Here is a 17,081-nt window from a genome sequence, read left to right as displayed (position 1 = left end):
ACTAGCATAAAGAGTTACTATACTCGCCTTTTTTCGTTTCTATTAATTGCTCAAACTGCCTATATTTTTAACAATCTTCATCAAAATCCTTAATCTCACCATTCAAACTGCTCAAAAACGCATCACTTTGCGCGAGCAGCTCATTTAAGCGTACTTCATTGACTAATCGTGTCATCTCATCAGCGCTAAACGGTTGCTCTTGACTGTAGTAACGTTGCTCTCTAGCGTCATCGCTACCTAACCTTTGCAAATATTCATCCACACGGTCTGCACTGGAATCAGCAGCGCTAGAGACTTTTTCAAATTGTTTATCGTCTTTCATTAAAACCACCTTATGCCGTTTGGCGTAATTAAGCCATCTAATGGCACATCCCACGGCTGACGCGCTAATTGTTCAACCACTTGAAAGTCATAACACCAGCCAATTTTTAATGGTTTCTTGACCCCTGAGCGATAGCTTTTGCCAAGCGTCGTATCATAAAAACCGCCACCCATGCCCATACGATTACCGTGTTTATCTACCGCGACTAAAGGACAGATAATAACGTCTAATTCTGACGCCCATAATAGAGCGCGGCTATGATTTTGTTTCATTCCGAGCTGATGAATGCGAGTGGGGAGGTTGACGAGTTTTGAGTGGTAAACAGGCACAAAACGCAACCGTTTATTATCACTGCCATTACTAGTACGTCCGAGAGAACCAACGACAGGTAAATAAGGAGAATAGCCTAAGCATATGCACCAATCCAGCAGTGGCTGAGTGGGTAGCTCGCCAAATCCATCATAATATAGCCCAATACGCGCATTTTTTGATAGCCGCTGCTGTAATTTGCTCAAATGCAAGCTCGCTGCTTGCGCCAAATTTCTACGCGCGCCATCACTTAATTGACGACGCTGGCGAGTAAAGTGCCGTCTGGGTGGATTACTTAGCGTAGGTTCTTGTGAGTTAAGCATTTTTGACTCAGTGGGCATGGTTTCAGAGTGCATAGGTATCTTATCCAATGACATATCAGATTGATGAGGGGCGCTTTTAGAGATTCGTTTTTAGGCATTGACCAAAGCGATTTGTGAATATTCAACACGTCCTAGTCATGCTATCATAACGCCACTTTATATCGTATTCTCCTTTATGTGCAGCGGATGTTGCATTTTTTAGAGCAGTCATAAAACAACAAACCATCAAAGAGGGTAGTTATGTCGACACAGAATCAGGCAACACGACTTGAGAAAGACACCATGGGTAACGTAGAAGTCCCAGCTGATGCCTATTGGGGAGCGCAAACACAGCGTAGCCGCGAAAACTTCAAAATCGGTGGCGAGACATTGCCGCGTCCAATGATTGAAGCGATGGCACTGGTCAAAAAAGCCGCTGCGATTACCAATGCAAGCCTAGAGCGTATCGAAGGCGACAAGCGCGACCTTATCGTACAAGCGGCAGATGAAATCATCAATGGTGGTCTTACCGATCAGTTCCCGCTCGTGGTATGGCAGACCGGTTCTGGTACGCAGTCAAACATGAACATGAACGAAGTGCTGGCCAACCGTGCTAACGAAATCGCGGGTTCTGAGCGTGGCAGCTACACGCCAATTCACCCAAATGACCATGTGAACCATGCACAGTCTACCAACGACAGCTTCCCAACGGCGATTCGTGTGGCGGCTGCGCGTCAAATCAACAGCTTATTGATTCCAGCGGTAAAAGCACTACGCGATACCTTAGATAAAAAGTCCAAAGAATTCGATAGCATTGTTAAAATTGGTCGTACACATTTGCAGGACGCTACACCTTTGACCTTAGGTCAAGAGTTCAGCGGTTATGTCAGCCAACTTGACCATGCATTGACTCGCATCGACAATGCGCTACAAGGTCTATATGAATTGCCACTAGGCGGTACTGCGGTTGGTACTGGTCTAAACGCCCATCCTGACTATGCAGTAAAAGCAGCTGAGCAACTAGCGACTTTGACGGGCTTGCCATTTGTCACATCCCCAAATAAATTTGAAGCACTAGCCGCTCGTGATGCAGAAGTATTTGCATCAGGCGCACTCAAAACACTAGCCGCTAGCTTAAACAAAATCGCTAACGACGTACGTTGGTTGGCATCAGGTCCTCGTTGTGGTTTGGGTGAGTTGACGATTCCTGAAAATGAGCCAGGCTCTTCTATCATGCCAGGCAAAGTAAACCCAACGCAGTCAGAAGCAATGACTATGGTTGTCGCTCAGGTCATGGGTAACGATACGACTATCAGCATGGCGGGCGCGTCAGGTAACTTTGAGCTAAACGTGTATAAGCCAGTGATCGCCTTTAACCTATTACAGTCTATCAAGCTACTGGGCGATGCGTGCAACAGTTTCAACGAAAACTGTGCGGTTGGTATCGAGCCAGTCAAAGAAAAAATCGATGACTTCTTGCATAACTCATTGATGCTAGTGACGTCATTGAACCGTCATGTTGGTTATGAAAACGCGGCAAAAATCGCTAAGACGGCTTATAAAGAAAACAAAACGTTGAAGCAGGTGGCGGTTGAGCTGGAGCTATTAACTGAAGCGCAGTTTGATGAGTGGGTCATTCCTGCTGATATGGTACATCCTAAGTAAGCTATCTAATAGTTTTTTAGAATAGTAAAAAGACCTTGTCGTATGGCAAGGTCTTTTTTTTGTTTTCGATTTTGGATCTGATACTACTTTTAACTATTAGTTGTTTCATTTGCTATAGAGATAATACGATTTACTTATTATCGTATTAAGTTTACTCTCAATATCAAAATTACATTCAATGAGGCAAAAAATGGCTTCCAATAAGAACCAACATTATGTACCTCAGTGTTATCTAAAAAATTTCTCCATAGATGAATCAAAAGCGGCCATCTGTGTTTATAACTTGGACAGAAAAAAGCTAATTAAAAATGCACCTATAAAAAATCAATGTTCGAGGAACTATTTCTATGGTGAAGATCTTGCATTGGAAAAAGCGTTACAGCCGATTGAAGGTCAGTTCTCTGAAATAGTTCGCAATCTTGAAAACATAAATCACGTTCTGACAGACAATGACAAGCTATTTCTCATAGAATTTTGGCTACTTCAACGTGCAAGAACTGAGGAGTTCGCTAAGTCTACTGCTGAATCAACTGAACAAGATATAAAAACCTTGCTTTCTATTGACATTAAAATGGAAGTTAAAAAAGTTGTTCACAAAGTAATACAGTCGATCTTAAAAAATAGGCATTTAATTCATGACTTAAAGGTTTGTATTTTAAAGAACAATACTAAAACTGATTTCATAACCTCAGACCATCCAGCAGTACTCACAAATCGATGGTATTTTCTCAATAAAAAAGTGCAATTTAGGTCTTTTGGATTACAGTCATCAGGAGCACTATTTATTTTACCTCTTACTCCTAGAATTCTTATGTTGGCCTATGATAAAGATGTTTATAGTATTGCTAATATAAAAGGGTGGGTTCAGCTTAAAAATAGGTATGATATAGATGCTTTTAACTATCTTCAGTTACTGAATTGTCGAGCTAATATATACACAGCAAATCCAGATAGTGCCCTATATATAGAGAGTCTTCATAACGAAGTAGAGTATTCAAAATCTTTGCAAGGTCATAAAACAGAATTTTACATTTCAGATAATTCTGATGGCAAGATAAAAGATGAAAATCGAATTGACGTTTCTGAAATTAAAGTGAACCAAAAATTCTTCAAAGTCTCTCAAACTGTTTACGCTGCACCACCAATATGGCCTAGAGTAATAAATTGGAAGCCAAATGGGTTTATAATGACAAATGACACGTATGATGATTTTGTTCGTCAAGCAGTAGTAAAAAAAACAGGGCGAAGTGATTTTTATAAAATGTCGATCCGCAAAGGCTAGCTAGAGTCAGTAAAAGTAATCTTATTCGAACAACTAAACTAAATTTCTCTGATTTCTTAAAACTCAAAATATGTTTTTATCTAAACTACCTACAAAAAAGCCAAGCAAAATGCTCGGCTTTTTCATATCAAAAATCTAATCTCAATTAAAACTTATAAAGCAATCCAAGCGTGGTCGTAGCATCAGTACGCGAGTCAACCATTGGGCTATCGTATTGCTCATTAGGTACATAGCTCACGCTTTGATTGGCAAACCCTGCCCATTTATCGTTAAAGTCGTAGTTGGCACTAACGCTGACATACGGATTCAAGCTCGAGTTAGATTTATAAGCGGCAACGCCTGTCTCCGCTGACTCTTCTTCACTGACGCCATAGTAGTATTCATTGTAGGCCGCGTCATGATACTCAAAGCCGATGCTTGGATAGACCGTCAGCTTGTTTCTAGTAATTTTGGCAAGGTAAGTTAAGCGACCAGTATTACCGCCACTTTCGTCCAACACATCGGTCGCAAACTGACCACGAAACGCACCGATAGGCGTGCGACGCTGGTAGCTTATACCTGCTTCTGCAGATAGTTTACGCTCATCGAGACCTTGCAGGGCACCATTAGCATCATCAGGATCAAACGAATTCCCTGCGAGCTGCGCGTAAGCAGAGAGCTGATTGACACCATCATTGATCAAGTACGCACCCGCTTGAGCACCGCGCGCATAGATCCTATTATTGTCATAAAAAATGCCCGGTAGCACACGCACTTCAGTGCTGTCTTCGAGATCATAGGCGGATTTTACCGCCATGACATTGACCCCAACGCTCAATTCGGCGTCTTTGTCAGTCGGTAGGTTTTTATTAAGAAAAGGGATGGCACTAGACAGGCTAGACACACTGAGTAATGCCGTAGCAGTTAACGTGCTCAGCATGGCTCGCGTAGAGAAGTGAGGTTGCGCTGCAAGTTTTAACATAATTGGGTCTCGTAAGTGAGTATAAATAACGGGGTAGTAAGATCAGGTAAAAAACGAGCAAAAAGCGAATAAGAATAAATGGTCTAAATAATTCGGCTGTTATTGGTAGTTATTTAGCAATGATAGATAAATACGCGCATTTACTCAATGGCTTTTAGCACTTGTAGGATTTGCTGATGAATATCTTGCCACCACCAGACAAAGCCAATACTAATAATCAGCATCGCAAGCCATGGCAATAGTTGCCAGATTATGCTCACGTTAACAGGCCCTGGCGCAAATTTCTTGGGATCAATATAAGTGGGGTAGTTATTTATGGGGTAGTTATTTATATAGCCACCACTTTGGTCGAAATCGGCAGTATCCGCGGTGTTGTTTAAGTCTACAGGGGGTTGGATATTATTATCAGCAAATATATTGGTAAGCGGCGGATTACCGCGCTGATTATCGTGTAAGCTCGTTTGATAGCTTGGCTGATGATTGCTTGCATAGCTCGCTTGGACCGCGTTTTGATAAGCTTGCTGAGCTTGCGCCATAGCTGCTTGCTGTGCCAGCTCTCGCTTACGATAAACGAGAGCAATAGGCAAGGCGATAAGCAAGCCAGTAATCGCGCCGCCGATGTGACCGGCATTATCGATACCCGGTACGGCAAAGCCATAAACCAAATTAATCGCCATGATGATGATCAAGCTCTTGAGATTGAGTACCATGCCATTGACCGATATTTTAAACAGGGCAGCGATCAGTAACGCCGCACCGATACCCATGATACCACCAGAAGCTCCCGCTGATAGGCCGGGCTGTCCTGTTCCTTCTATGATACTTTGCCATGTGACATAGTTATTGAGCAAGTTACCACCGATGGCTGCTAGTAAAAACAATGCCAAAAACTTGGCTGAGCCAAATATCGGCTCGGCAATCTGCCCAAAAAAATACATGGCAAAGCCGTTAAATAGGAGATGCATGAGACCAATGTGCAAAAACGCACTACTCACCAAGCGCCATGGATCATCCATCATCGTTAAGGGTAAGGCGTTGGCACCCCATTTAACTAACGCTTCAGTTGACGGGTTATTGGCATCGACGCCCGTGACTAGCTGCATGACAAATAGCCCGATAAAGCTGGCTAATAGCAGGGTAGTGACGGGCGCTGTTTTTAATAATTGTTGAATGGTCATAAAGGCTAACTGTCATCAAAAAGTTATAGAGACAGTATAAAGGGTATGAGCAAATTATGTTATGTATAGCCAGTTTTAAACGTCGATCGCTAGACATTAAGCCGCTCTAAAAACGACCCACTTTGAGGTTTTCATACGTGCCTTTTACCAAGATATTATCCGTGACAGTATTGATATCGGTATGACCACAGAATGCCATAGATATATCACACTCTTTATAGATAATCTCAAGCGCGCGGCGCACCCCGTCTTCACCATACGCTCCCAATCCGTAGAGAAAAGCGCGACCGATCATCGTGCCTTTTGCGCCCAATGCGATAGCCTTTAGTACATCTTGACCTGAGCGAATCCCGCTATCGAGCCACACCTCGATGTCGCTGTTTTCGGCATGGACTGCCTGTACGATGTCTGCGAGGGCAGAGATAGAAGATAACGCGCCATCCAACTGACGACCGCCATGGTTTGAGACGACTAGGGCATCCGCGCCACTGCGAGCCGCCATAATAGCATCTTCAGGCTCCATGATACCTTTTATGATAAGTTTACCGCCCCACATGTCTTTGATACGCGCTACATCGTCCCAGCTCAGACGTGGATCGAATTGCTCTGCCGTCCAAGCAGAGAGTGATGACAGATCCTCAACATTTTGTGCATGACCGACGATATTACCAAACGTGCGACGTTTGGTGCCCAGCATATTCATACACCATTGCGGCTTGGTCATGAGGTTGATGATATTGGTTAATGTGGGTTTGGGCGGTGCGGATAGACCATTTTTGATGTCTTTGTGACGTTGTCCAAGCACTTGTAAGTCGGCGGTCAAGATAAGTGCTGAGCAATTGGCATCTCTGGCACGGCGAATCAGATTGGCCATAAAGTCTTGATCGCGCATGACATAGAGCTGAAACCAAAACGGCTTACTAGTATGAGTGGCGACATCTTCGATAGAGCAAATGCTCATGGTTGAGAGTGAAAAGGGCACGCCGAATTTTTCAGCGGCGCGTGCGGCATGTATCTCACCATCTGCCCACATCATGCCGGTAAATCCCGTTGGGGCGATGGCTACAGGCATCTTGACTGGCTCACCGATCATACTCGTTGCCAGACTGCGGTTATCCATATCGACCAATACGCGCTGGCGCAGCTTGATACGGTCAAAGTCAGTCTCGTTATTACGATAGGTGGTCTCAGTCCACGAGCCTGAATCGACATAGTCATAGAACATACGCGGCACTTTACGCTCAGCGACACGGCGCAGATCTTCAATATCGGTCATTTTTTCTAGATTTATCATAGGATCCTCACTACAAATAATGTATAGACGGTTTGATGTTATGACGTAAGCAGTTGCTGCAAATCCATCACTGAAAACGGATAATTTAATCGCTGTGATGGAGTCAAAATCACAGGGATAGACGTGGCAAAATCCATCATAAGCGCCTCATCAAAGTCTGCAATATCGACATTTTGGTAAGTGATTGGTTGTACCGACTGAAACTGTGCAAGTATTTGCTCAGCGATATCACATAAATGACAGCCAGAGGTCCCTAGTAGCCACCATTGATTGCTATTCTCAGTAGTATTGAGGTTTGGGCTTGCGGCAATAACACGCGCTCGTAATACTTCTATACTATTATTATGCATGGTGAGATCTCTGAGCTTAAAGTATGCCAAAAAATGCTGATTATTAGGCTATTTTGATAAAAAGTAAAAAATAGTTGGTTCATTATTACATCATAAAGAAGTGGTGTAAATAATGACAGCGATTGTGAGATTAGGTAAGATGAGTTCCTGTCTAAGATTATTCATTTTCTCTCAGCTTATTACTTTTTTAATCACTCGGATATCACGCATGACAAGTTTTGGTAAGTTCATAAAACGTCTGTTGTTGGCAATTGTATTATTGGTTGTGGCATTTCATATTCTAGTCACCGGACTACTGTTAATTTGGAAAACACAGCCAATCAACAATAGCATGTTTATGTTAACCCATCGTCTAACGGGCGGTACCGTTACGCAGACATGGGCTGAGTACGATGCCATCGCCAAGTCTGTCAAACAAGCAGCGATCGTGAGTGAAGATTCCACGTTTAGCCAGCACAATGGCTTCGATATCGACGGTATCAAAGCGGCACAAAAGAAAAATGAAGAAACGGGCAAAATGTCCGCTGGTGGTTCAACCATCACCCAACAGCTGGCAAAAAACCTGTTTTTGACCTCGCATCGCTCTTATGTACGTAAGGCAGAAGAAGCTGTCATTACTGTCATGATAGAAACACTGTGGGACAAGGAGCGTATCTTGACCGCTTATCTTAATGTGGCAGAATTTGGTAATGGTATCTATGGTATCGATGCCGCCGCGCACCATTATTTTGATAAATCTGCGGCCAATCTGAACCGAGACGAATCAGCGCTCCTCATTGGGATGCTTACCAATCCGAAGTATTACGAAGACAATCAAGGTGACAGAGGCTTGCGCAACAAGCAACGTATTATCAAAAAACGCATGAAAAACGCCGTATTACCGCAAGCGTCTTAATCTTTTAAAAGAAGCCTTAACAACAAGAATAACGGGAAAGAATAATATAGTTAAGTCTAAATAAAAACGATACAGGATAATAAATTCATTTGATTAAACGCTATTTTTCGCAGCCTCTGGAGACATAGTCACAGCAAGCAAGAAAAATAGCGTTTAATCTTATTGTATCGATTTTATAGTGAACCGACTATAGTTAATAACCTTTAAGACGATAGTATAAAGACGACGGCGCATCGATAACGCAAAAGGAGTAGTAACGTGGTAGAGATAAATAATAATCAGAACAGCGGTGATATGAACGAGATTATCGACGTTAATAGTGTGAGTGAAGATGGCAACGAAAACGTTGATAAAAATATGAGCGTAAGCAGTAACTATAATGATCTGACCGACATCGACTGGCAACGCTCAGAAGACGGCAGCTATTCACCCAGCAGTTATATCAATCGAGATTTGTCTTTATTACAGTTTCATCTGCGTGTATTGGCGCAGGCAGCCAGTCCTCGTCACCCACTGCTTGAGCGCTTGTTTTTTCTCATTATTTTTTCATCGAATCTCGATGAATTCTTTGAGATTCGTGTTGCAGGTATCATGCAAAAGCTCAATATCGGTGACGTATCGACCAGTGCGCATGGTATGCGCCCAAGCGAGGTGTTAAACGAGATCTCTGCGATCACTCACGACGCTATCAATGAGCAATATCGCATTCTGAATGAAGATATTTTGCCCGCTCTTGCGCTCGAGGATATCCGCTACCTAAAACGTGATGAGCTCAATGCCGAGCAGTCTGCTTGGATGAAGCGTTATTTTACCGAGCAAGTCGTGCCAGTATTGACGCCGATAAGCATTGATCCTGCGCATCCATTCCCGCGATTGGTCAATAAAAGCCTGAACTTTATTGCCACATTAGAAGGCAAAGATGCTTTTGGTCGCGACATCAACTTGGCGATTGTACCAGCGCCGCGCAGTCTGCCGCGTGTGATTCGTCTGCCAGATGAGCTAACGGGTGGTAAAGAGCATCATGTGATGCTATCAGCCATCATTCATGAGCATATCGGTGAGCTGTTCCCTGGTATGAGTGTGACGGGTTGTCATCAGTTCAGGCTCACGCGTAATGCAGATTTAGATCTGGCGGATGATGTAGAAGATATCGCCAAGGCACTCGAGGGCGAGCTTGAAAACCGCCGTTTCGGTGACAAAGTCCGTCTTGAGGTCACAACCGACTGCCCAGCGCACATCAGTGAGTATCTGCTCAATGAGTTTGAGTTGCATGACAATCAGCTGTATCGTGTCAATGGCCCTGTGAATCTGACGCGCTTATTGTTTGATTTTAATATTCCGGGACTGCGTTATCAGCCATTTACTTATGCCGTGCCAAAAGCCTTTCGCCGAGATATGGATAAATCAGATAAATCATCCAGTATGTTTGCCGCTATGCGTAAAAGCGATGTACTGGTGCATCATCCGTTTCATGCATTTTTACCCATTATTAATCTGCTTTGGCAGGCAGCTAGCGATCCCAAAGTGTTGGCGATCAAGCAGACATTATACCGCTCAGGTACCAACTCAGAGATCGTCAAAGCGCTTGCCGCTGCCGCTCGAAATGGCAAAGAAGTCACTGCCGTCATTGAGTTGCGTGCGCGTTTCGATGAAGCTTCCAATATTGCTGTCGCCAACTATTTACAAGAAGCAGGTGCGGTTGTGGTTTATGGCATCGTCGGCTACAAGACCCATGCCAAGCTCATGCTCATCGTGCGCCGTGAAGAAGATCGAATCCGCCGCTATGTCCACCTAGGCACAGGCAACTATCATGCGGCCAATGCCAAGGTCTATACAGATTATGGTTTATTCAGTGCCGATCCTGATATCTCAGAAGATGTGCATAAGATATTTCAAGAGCTCACTGGTATGGGCAAACCTGCCAATCTCAAAAAACTGCTACATGCCCCTTTTACGTTGCACGAAAAACTAATGAGCTTTATCGATGATGAGATTGCCCATGCTAAAACAGGCAAGCGCGCTCATATTATCGTCAAAGCCAATGCGCTCACTGAGCGTCGCCTGATTGACAAATTGTATGATGCGTCGCAGGTAGGCGTCAAAATTGAGCTGATCCTGCGCTCTATGTGTTGCTTGCGTCCGCAAGTAAAAGGCCTATCTGAAAACATCACTGTACGCTCTATTATTGGCCGATTTTTGGAGCATACCCGTATTTATTATTTCTATAATAATGGGGATGAGCGTTTGTATTGTGGCAGCGCAGACTGGATGGATCGTAACCTGTTCCACCGCGTTGAGGTGGCCTTTCCAATCGAAAATAAGAAGCTTTTTAAGCAGATATATCAAGATGGTTTGATCAATTACTTACAAGACAACACGCAAGCGTGGACACTGGATGGCACAGGCGTTTGGCAGCAGCTTCAGCCAGCAGCAGGGGAGACGCCACACGTTGCTCAAGAACACTTATTGAAAGTGATTAATGGTGTTGAAGAGTCCAGCTAACTGATTGAGTGCTATCTTCATCATTTGACCAAGCACTATTTAGTCAAACACTATTTAACCAAGTATTGGTACATACCAGTGCTTGGTTTTTCTGGTTAATGCGCTGTAAAAGTTACAAACTGTGTTGTAACCTCACATTTATTCACATATTGATACGGCAGTACACTGGTGAATCTCACAGTATCCTACCTATAATTAACATCAGTTCTGGTGCAGTTTATTATTTTTATCAAAAACCTCATCACTCATCTATCTAAAAGTAACTGAACAAAAGCAACTGACTAAAAGTGGCTGAGTACATAATGATGCCGCACCGGAGAAATTCTAAATTCAGTCAACAATAAAAATAGGAAATACATCATGAGTACGACGAACAATGATACCTCAGACATCAAAAAAGCAGCAGAGCAAGCAAACGGTCAAGAGATTGAGAAAAATCTAAAAGACAATAAAAAAGTCGATGCGCCTGAATCACTAAGTGAAGAAGAGCAAACAGCGTTCATTGAGGATGACCTACGCACTGACAAATAAGAGTGTGTTTGCAGCATACGTCCAAAGCACTAATCAGATAACGATAATAAATAATGCGAGGGAGACGCCATGACCATGCCAGAAAAAAACAATACTGAAGAAAAATTCCTTGTAGAGGATCCCGCCGTTACGACGCAAGAAAATCCTCAAGGCAGCTACGAAGGCCGAAAGTACCAGCCAAATATAGATGGGCCGGAACAAGCCTCACAGGAGACAGACGAGGTCTATGTCGACCCGCGCAAAGAAGAAAATCTGCCTGCGGGTGGCAAAAACGTATCGGACCTAAATGCTTATGATCTAAGTCAAGACGACTAACAAATGATAAGCACAATATGTTATCGATACGAACAATAATTATAATAAGGACAAAACAATGGAAACCAGAGATCCTGCTTTAAGTAAAACTCGAATCGCAGAAACGGACACGCATGAAACTTTAGACAGTGCTCAAACGGTGAAAAACCATGAGGAGCTCGAAGAAAACGTCAATGAAAATAAAGGTACCGACACTTTTGAAGAGGGTGTAGTGGAGTCTGAGCACGTCAATGATGGTGACAACCCAGCGCGCCAGCCCGACCGCCGCGATCAACCAGGTAATGGTTTTGATGATAATATCAATGAAAGCACCGTTGCAAGCGAAGGGCCTGATAGCCAAAAAATTAACAACATGAATCGCTATGCTAATGTTGATAATGCTCAGACTCGCACCTTAAATCCTGATGATAAAGATTAGACCGACAATAGAAAGCTGAGCAGAAGACTATGATATTTGCGTAATTATCGACTGATATCTATATTATTTAGATAACAGTTAAAGGCGCTTACAATATTGGATGAATAGTTATAATAGGGAGTAAGACAAATATGCCAAATGACAAGCCCGTCACTGATGAGTATAGTCTAAAAGATGCAGATGACAACAACGGTATCGTACCAGACGACGCTCTACAAAAAGTAAATCCAGCGGCAGCAGACAAAGCAGCAGGCGATCATGATCCGCATAATGTGGCTAAGAGTGCCAAGCAGTACGACAGCCCATTGATGGAAGATGATAAGTAATACTATTTATATACCAGTATCTCTGATCCATAAAAGTATCGCTGATCGTCAGAAAATAATCAGCATAAATAAAGAGGCATTACCGTTGTTCAAATATAACCCGAATAACGGTAATGCCTTTTTTGTGTCTATAACCTATAGATTTCAAAGTACAAATGAATGATGCCTGTCTATTAAGCAGGCGTACCACTATGAAAGCGTAGCTCCGCATCAGGACTGTCTATTAATTCTGCTTCTACTTCTTTAAAAAACGCAACGCGCTCATCGATATTATCATCTGATAATGACTGGGCAAGCGCAAGGTAATCTTCAAAATGGCGGCTCTCTGACTTTAGTAGATAGCGATAGTATTTTGCTAAACGCGCATCATCAATGACTTCCGCCAACGCTGCAAAACGTTCACAAGAGCGCGCTTCAATGAACGCCCCAATGATCAGTACATCGACCATCGCTGCTGGCTCATAAGTACGCTTATGTTTCAGCATACCCTTGGCATAGCGACCTGCACTCAAATACTTCCAGTCCTGGCCGCGTTCGTTCATGATGCCAAGCACCTGCTCGTAATGTAGCATCTCTTCACGTATGAGCTGTGCCAATTTACGTTGCAAATCATAAGAGAACTCATACCGAAATATCAAATTCATCGCAGTGCCAGCGGCTTTTTTTTCGCAATTGGCATGATCCTGAATGATAAATGGTAGGTTATCTATAGCCGCATCGACCCAAGCTTGCGTCGTGCGCGCCCCCAAAAAATTATAAATAGGGGATAGATCAACTTTTATAGGTGTGCGCAGGTGAGTGATATCGACACTGTCTTCCCCTACGTCCATACTGCTTTCGTCAACGACATTTACTGGTGAAAGGGGCGCTTCTTTTTCGAGGTTATCCTTATGAATATCGTAGTGATCAGTACCATGCGCTGATGATTGTAAGGACGAGAGGTCGGGCTGGTTTATAGTCATAATCTAAAAGGGCTTTTTTATAAATGAGAGTTTAAAGCAGCTAATTTATAGATGCTTTCAAAATAATGGGCTACAGTTACTACGGCTAAGTAAGTTGTCTAGATCATGGACAGTATTTAAGTATAGTAGAACCTCAATAAAATTGATACAGCATAGAAAACGCGCTCGATTAAATGCTACTTTTCTTGCTTGCTGTGACTGCGTCTCCAGAGGCTACGAAAAATAGCGTTTAATCTTGCTATACCATTTTTATAATGGTTTCACTATATAACTATAGATGGTAATGATTACTTACAGTTTAGTCTCAACTGAGCATTCATTAATTTCTAGATAGTATTCATGGTCTGTGAGGCTTACATCTTATACGATATCATTATTATACAACCCCAATATTTATTTTCTAAATGGCGTTTGCTTGTTTATTTTATTATTTGATAGTAGGATGGGATTTTGCTCTTTAGTCACAGTGTCTTGCTATCAATAGCACTTAGTAGAGAATGGCAAGCATTATACCAATGACAATTCTTGTATCAAAACAGAAGATTTATACAGTCTATTTTAGGGCTGATGAAAAACTCTTTAATGAATAATTATTTATCAGCATTAAATACCATAGGTTGTCGTAGGTAGCAATGATATCTTTCATTGTATAAATAATTGTTGATAAAAATAACGAGTCTCAAATAGTCGCTGTAGCAATTTAGTATTACCAATACTCACCAATAGATAAGGATAACGACATGGGCCAGTCTTCTAACGCCAATCGCATTCAAAAAGGCATTCTTGCCATCGACCAACAGTTGTATGACTTTATTGAAAACGAAGTGCTGCCAAAAGTTGGTGTTGATTCAGACAGTTATTGGTCAGGTTTTGAGAAGGTTATCAAGGAATTTACGCCACGTAATAAAGCGTTGCTAGAAACTCGAGACAAGATTCAAGCACAGATTGATGAGTGGCACCTACAACACCCTGCAAAAGATGGCGAAATCGATTATCCAGCTTATAAGACATTCTTGCAAGAGATTGGTTATCTGCTGCCAGAAGGTGATGACTTTACGGTCAGTACAGAAAATGTCGATGACGAAATCGCGCACATCGCAGGGCCGCAGCTGGTCGTACCAGTACGTAACGCTCGTTATGCATTAAATGCGACCAACGCACGTTGGGGTAGCCTATATGATGCGTTGTATGGCACCGATGTTATCAGTAGTGACAATGGTCAAGAAGCGGGTGGTAGCTATAATCCTACTCGCGGTGCTGCTGTTGTCGCTTATGCCAAAGCATTTTTAGATGAGCATTTCACACTAGCATCAGGCTCTTACAATGATGTGACCAGTTTTAAAGTGATCGATGGCAAGCTTGAAGTCGTACAGGGTGATAGCAGTACCGAGCTAAAAGATACGGCTAAGTTCGTCGGTTATGTCGGCGAGGCAGATAGCCCCTCTGGTATTTTGCTCAAAAACAATGGCTTGCATGCTGAGATTCAGATCGATAGTAATCATCCAGTTGGCAAAGATGACCCAGCAAATATCAAAGACGTGCTACTTGAGTCAGCCATGACTGCGATTCAAGATTGTGAAGATTCGGTCGCTGCTGTAGATGCAGAAGAAAAAGTGGAAGTCTATCGCAATTGGCTTGGCTTGATGAACGGCGATCTACAAGAGACCTTTGAAAAAGGTGGCAAAACCCGTACTCGCAAACAAAACCCAGATCGTGAATATAATACACCTGATGGCGGTAAGCTGATTTTGCCAGGTCGTTCGCTACTCTTGATTCGTAACGTGGGTCATCTCATGCAGAACCCCGCAATTTTGGTTGATTTAGGCAATGGCCAAGAGCAAATATTTGAAGGCTTAATGGATGGTTTAATCACACCATTATTATCACTCAATGATATCAAAGGCAAAAACGAGCTATCAAACTCACGCCAAGGCTCTATGTATATTGTGAAGCCAAAAATGCATGGCCCTGAAGAAGTTAAAATGGCCAATGATTTGTTCAACGCATCAGAGGACTTATTGGGTCTAGAGCGTAATACGCTCAAAATCGGTATCATGGACGAAGAGCGCCGTACCACAGTCAATCTGAAAGAAGCGATTCGCCAAGCAAAAGAGCGTGTTATCTTTATTAATACAGGTTTCTTAGATCGTACGGGTGATGAGATGCATACCAGTATGAATGCCGGTCCGTTCGTGCCAAAAGGCGACATGAAGTCGCAAGCATGGCTACCTGCGTATGAGCAGTGGAACGTTGATATCGGTCTAGAGACTGGTCTGCAAGGTCATGCTCAAATTGGTAAAGGTATGTGGGCAAAACCTGATGAGATGAAAGAGATGATGGACACCAAAGCGGCTCATCCGAAATCTGGTGCCAGTACGGCTTGGGTACCCTCACCAACGGGCGCTACCTTGCACAGCATACACTATCATCAAGTTAGCGTGGCCGATGTACAAGATACGCTTAAATCACGTGAGCGTGCGAGCTTAGATGATATTTTGACCATTCCATTGGCAAAAAATACCAATTGGACAGAAGAAGAGAAGCAGCAAGAGCTTGAAAATAATGCTCAAGGTATCTTAGGGTATGTGGTACGTTGGGTAAACCAAGGCGTAGGCTGTTCCAAAGTACCTGATATCAATGATGTTGGCTTGATGGAAGATCGTGCTACCTTACGTATCTCTAGCCAGCATATTGCCAATTGGTTACATCATGATGTGGTAAGCGAGCAGCAAGTGATGGACACAATGAAACGTATGGCAAAAGTCGTCGATGAGCAAAATGCAGGCGATAGTGATTACCAGCCAATGGCAGATAACTTTGATAACTCTTATGCATTTAAAGCAGCCTGTGATTTGGTCTTTAAAGGACGCGCGCAACCTAGCGGCTATACTGAACCATTGTTGCATCAAGCGCGCCTTGATCTAAAAGCCAATGCTTAGAGAGGCCGGCTTAGCAATGGGTATTTTAGCGTATGCTGAAGTCTAAGGTGTAGTATCTAATCTTGCTCGTTTGTAACGCTAAATATGTCATAAATACGTTGGTCGATTCTTCATAAGCGCTATTTATTTATCAATGGATAGCGCTATTTCTTGGGCAATTATTTTGTTTTTATTAAAATATTTTAATACTATAAGTAATGATATTAATCAATAAAAGCGCTATCTGCTTGAGTAGATAGTGCTTTTTTTTGTAGCTATTTGGATTTTATAGGTGACTTGTCATTTGATACTGGGGGTATCGAAAAAGCGAAAAAATATGTTGCAAATTATGTCAAAGTTGTTATGCTTGTACTCGAAGTATGAGTTTGGTAACGGATGTTACGCAGTAGGACGCATAAGACTTAAGTTTACATGGCAGTTACGTTTTTAATCCCAGTTATGTGAGTCATGGTTTTTTATCTTAACTGTAATAGAAATTCGCCATACTTGTTTCTGACTAAACTTGGTAGCCAGTTACACATTATATCTTT

The 17,081-nt window shown here is 42.7% G+C and carries 16 protein-coding genes; 9 read left to right on the top strand and 7 right to left on the bottom strand.

All coding sequences use genetic code 11. The features are described 5' to 3' along the window. Positions 1-67: 67 nt before the first annotated feature. Entirely contained in the window at positions 68-322 is a 255-nt protein-coding gene (locus tag HL061_RS05360; RefSeq protein WP_240366012.1) for a hypothetical protein, read from the bottom strand. Then, the gene (locus HL061_RS05355; protein WP_252962596.1) at positions 322-987 is read right to left on the bottom strand and encodes a 5-formyltetrahydrofolate cyclo-ligase; all 666 of its coding nucleotides are present in this window, start codon (positions 985-987) and stop codon (positions 322-324) included. The genes HL061_RS05360 and HL061_RS05355 overlap by 1 nt, the downstream gene beginning before the upstream one ends. A 207-nt stretch (positions 988-1,194) precedes the next feature. On the opposite strand from HL061_RS05355, the gene fumC reads away from it, so the two are divergent. Together fumC and HL061_RS05345 are read left to right on the top strand one after the other, a co-directional pair. Next, positions 1,195-2,598 (top strand): class II fumarate hydratase, encoded by a 1,404-nt coding sequence (gene fumC / locus HL061_RS05350; RefSeq protein WP_240366014.1) that lies wholly within the window; start codon positions 1,195-1,197, stop codon positions 2,596-2,598. A 190-nt stretch (positions 2,599-2,788) separates the two neighbouring features. Beyond that, positions 2,789-3,880 (top strand): DUF4238 domain-containing protein, encoded by a 1,092-nt coding sequence (locus tag HL061_RS05345; protein WP_071002144.1) that lies wholly within the window; start codon positions 2,789-2,791, stop codon positions 3,878-3,880. A 145-nt stretch (positions 3,881-4,025) separates the two neighbouring features. Here HL061_RS05345 and HL061_RS05340 read toward each other — a convergent pair whose 3' ends face one another. The 4 genes from HL061_RS05340 to HL061_RS05325 form a co-directional block, all read right to left on the bottom strand. After that, entirely contained in the window at positions 4,026-4,841 is an 816-nt protein-coding gene (locus tag HL061_RS05340) for a MipA/OmpV family protein (protein WP_071002143.1), read from the bottom strand. 140 nt (positions 4,842-4,981) lie between these two features. Continuing rightward, a complete protein-coding gene (locus HL061_RS05335) occupies positions 4,982-6,019 on the bottom strand; it encodes a rhomboid family intramembrane serine protease (RefSeq protein WP_240366015.1) in 1,038 nt (345 codons plus the stop codon). Positions 6,020-6,125: 106 nt separating this feature from the next. Continuing rightward, positions 6,126-7,313, bottom strand: a complete 1,188-nt coding sequence (locus HL061_RS05330) for an alpha-hydroxy acid oxidase (protein ID WP_071002141.1) — start codon at positions 7,311-7,313, stop codon at positions 6,126-6,128. Positions 7,314-7,351: 38 nt separating this feature from the next. Then, complete coding sequence (locus HL061_RS05325) at positions 7,352-7,663, bottom strand: glutaredoxin family protein (RefSeq protein ID WP_058024101.1); 312 nt, start codon at positions 7,661-7,663, stop codon at positions 7,352-7,354. 208 nt (positions 7,664-7,871) lie between these two features. On the opposite strand from HL061_RS05325, the gene mtgA reads away from it, so the two are divergent. From mtgA to HL061_RS05295, 6 genes are all read left to right on the top strand, one after another. Continuing rightward, the gene (mtgA, locus tag HL061_RS05320; protein ID WP_071002140.1) at positions 7,872-8,558 is read left to right on the top strand and encodes a monofunctional biosynthetic peptidoglycan transglycosylase; all 687 of its coding nucleotides are present in this window, start codon (positions 7,872-7,874) and stop codon (positions 8,556-8,558) included. Positions 8,559-8,915: 357 nt separating this feature from the next. Then, the gene (gene ppk1, locus HL061_RS05315) at positions 8,916-11,060 is read left to right on the top strand and encodes a polyphosphate kinase 1 (RefSeq protein ID WP_071003664.1); all 2,145 of its coding nucleotides are present in this window, start codon (positions 8,916-8,918) and stop codon (positions 11,058-11,060) included. Positions 11,061-11,420: 360 nt separating this feature from the next. Beyond that, positions 11,421-11,591, top strand: a complete 171-nt coding sequence (locus HL061_RS05310) for a hypothetical protein (protein WP_197496744.1) — start codon at positions 11,421-11,423, stop codon at positions 11,589-11,591. Positions 11,592-11,660: 69 nt separating this feature from the next. Next, the gene (locus tag HL061_RS05305) at positions 11,661-11,906 is read left to right on the top strand and encodes a hypothetical protein (RefSeq protein WP_252962595.1); all 246 of its coding nucleotides are present in this window, start codon (positions 11,661-11,663) and stop codon (positions 11,904-11,906) included. A 58-nt stretch (positions 11,907-11,964) separates the two neighbouring features. After that, positions 11,965-12,324 (top strand): hypothetical protein, encoded by a 360-nt coding sequence (locus HL061_RS05300; RefSeq protein WP_252962594.1) that lies wholly within the window; start codon positions 11,965-11,967, stop codon positions 12,322-12,324. A gap of 131 nt (positions 12,325-12,455) precedes the next feature. Continuing rightward, complete coding sequence (locus HL061_RS05295; RefSeq protein WP_071002137.1) at positions 12,456-12,650, top strand: hypothetical protein; 195 nt, start codon at positions 12,456-12,458, stop codon at positions 12,648-12,650. A 173-nt stretch (positions 12,651-12,823) separates the two neighbouring features. Here HL061_RS05295 and HL061_RS05290 read toward each other — a convergent pair whose 3' ends face one another. Further along, a complete protein-coding gene (locus tag HL061_RS05290; protein ID WP_071003663.1) occupies positions 12,824-13,480 on the bottom strand; it encodes a tRNA-(ms[2]io[6]A)-hydroxylase in 657 nt (218 codons plus the stop codon). 872 nt (positions 13,481-14,352) lie between these two features. Between HL061_RS05290 and HL061_RS05285 the strand changes: the two genes are divergently transcribed. Then, the gene (locus tag HL061_RS05285; RefSeq protein ID WP_071002136.1) at positions 14,353-16,551 is read left to right on the top strand and encodes a malate synthase G; all 2,199 of its coding nucleotides are present in this window, start codon (positions 14,353-14,355) and stop codon (positions 16,549-16,551) included. The last annotated feature ends 530 nt before the right edge of the window (positions 16,552-17,081 follow it).

This window comes from Psychrobacter sp. PSP, from assembly GCF_024085615.1.
In the GTDB taxonomy this organism is placed as follows: Bacteria; Pseudomonadota; Gammaproteobacteria; order Pseudomonadales; family Moraxellaceae; genus Psychrobacter; species Psychrobacter pacificensis.
The sequence above is the reverse complement of the archived record's forward strand: the minus strand, read 5'-3'. Positions and strand labels throughout refer to the sequence as shown.

Bases quoted from the DNA above. Each gene is read 5' to 3' on its own strand.
- HL061_RS05360 (WP_240366012.1), bottom strand. From the start codon at position 322: ATGAAAGACGATAAACAATTTGAAAAAGTCTCTAGCGCTGCTGATTCC.
- HL061_RS05355 (WP_252962596.1), bottom strand. From the start codon at position 987: ATGCACTCTGAAACCATGCCCACTGAGTCAAAAATGCTTAACTCACAA.
- fumC (WP_240366014.1), top strand. From the start codon at position 1,195: ATGTCGACACAGAATCAGGCAACACGACTTGAGAAAGACACCATGGGT.
- HL061_RS05345 (WP_071002144.1), top strand. From the start codon at position 2,789: ATGGCTTCCAATAAGAACCAACATTATGTACCTCAGTGTTATCTAAAA.
- HL061_RS05340 (WP_071002143.1), bottom strand. From the start codon at position 4,841: ATGTTAAAACTTGCAGCGCAACCTCACTTCTCTACGCGAGCCATGCTG.
- HL061_RS05335 (WP_240366015.1), bottom strand. From the start codon at position 6,019: ATGACCATTCAACAATTATTAAAAACAGCGCCCGTCACTACCCTGCTA.
- HL061_RS05330 (WP_071002141.1), bottom strand. From the start codon at position 7,313: ATGATAAATCTAGAAAAAATGACCGATATTGAAGATCTGCGCCGTGTC.
- HL061_RS05325 (WP_058024101.1), bottom strand. From the start codon at position 7,663: ATGCATAATAATAGTATAGAAGTATTACGAGCGCGTGTTATTGCCGCA.
- mtgA (WP_071002140.1), top strand. From the start codon at position 7,872: ATGACAAGTTTTGGTAAGTTCATAAAACGTCTGTTGTTGGCAATTGTA.
- ppk1 (WP_071003664.1), top strand. From the start codon at position 8,916: ATGAGCGTAAGCAGTAACTATAATGATCTGACCGACATCGACTGGCAA.
- HL061_RS05310 (WP_197496744.1), top strand. From the start codon at position 11,421: ATGAGTACGACGAACAATGATACCTCAGACATCAAAAAAGCAGCAGAG.
- HL061_RS05305 (WP_252962595.1), top strand. From the start codon at position 11,661: ATGACCATGCCAGAAAAAAACAATACTGAAGAAAAATTCCTTGTAGAG.
- HL061_RS05300 (WP_252962594.1), top strand. From the start codon at position 11,965: ATGGAAACCAGAGATCCTGCTTTAAGTAAAACTCGAATCGCAGAAACG.
- HL061_RS05295 (WP_071002137.1), top strand. From the start codon at position 12,456: ATGCCAAATGACAAGCCCGTCACTGATGAGTATAGTCTAAAAGATGCA.
- HL061_RS05290 (WP_071003663.1), bottom strand. From the start codon at position 13,480: ATGGACGTAGGGGAAGACAGTGTCGATATCACTCACCTGCGCACACCT.
- HL061_RS05285 (WP_071002136.1), top strand. From the start codon at position 14,353: ATGGGCCAGTCTTCTAACGCCAATCGCATTCAAAAAGGCATTCTTGCC.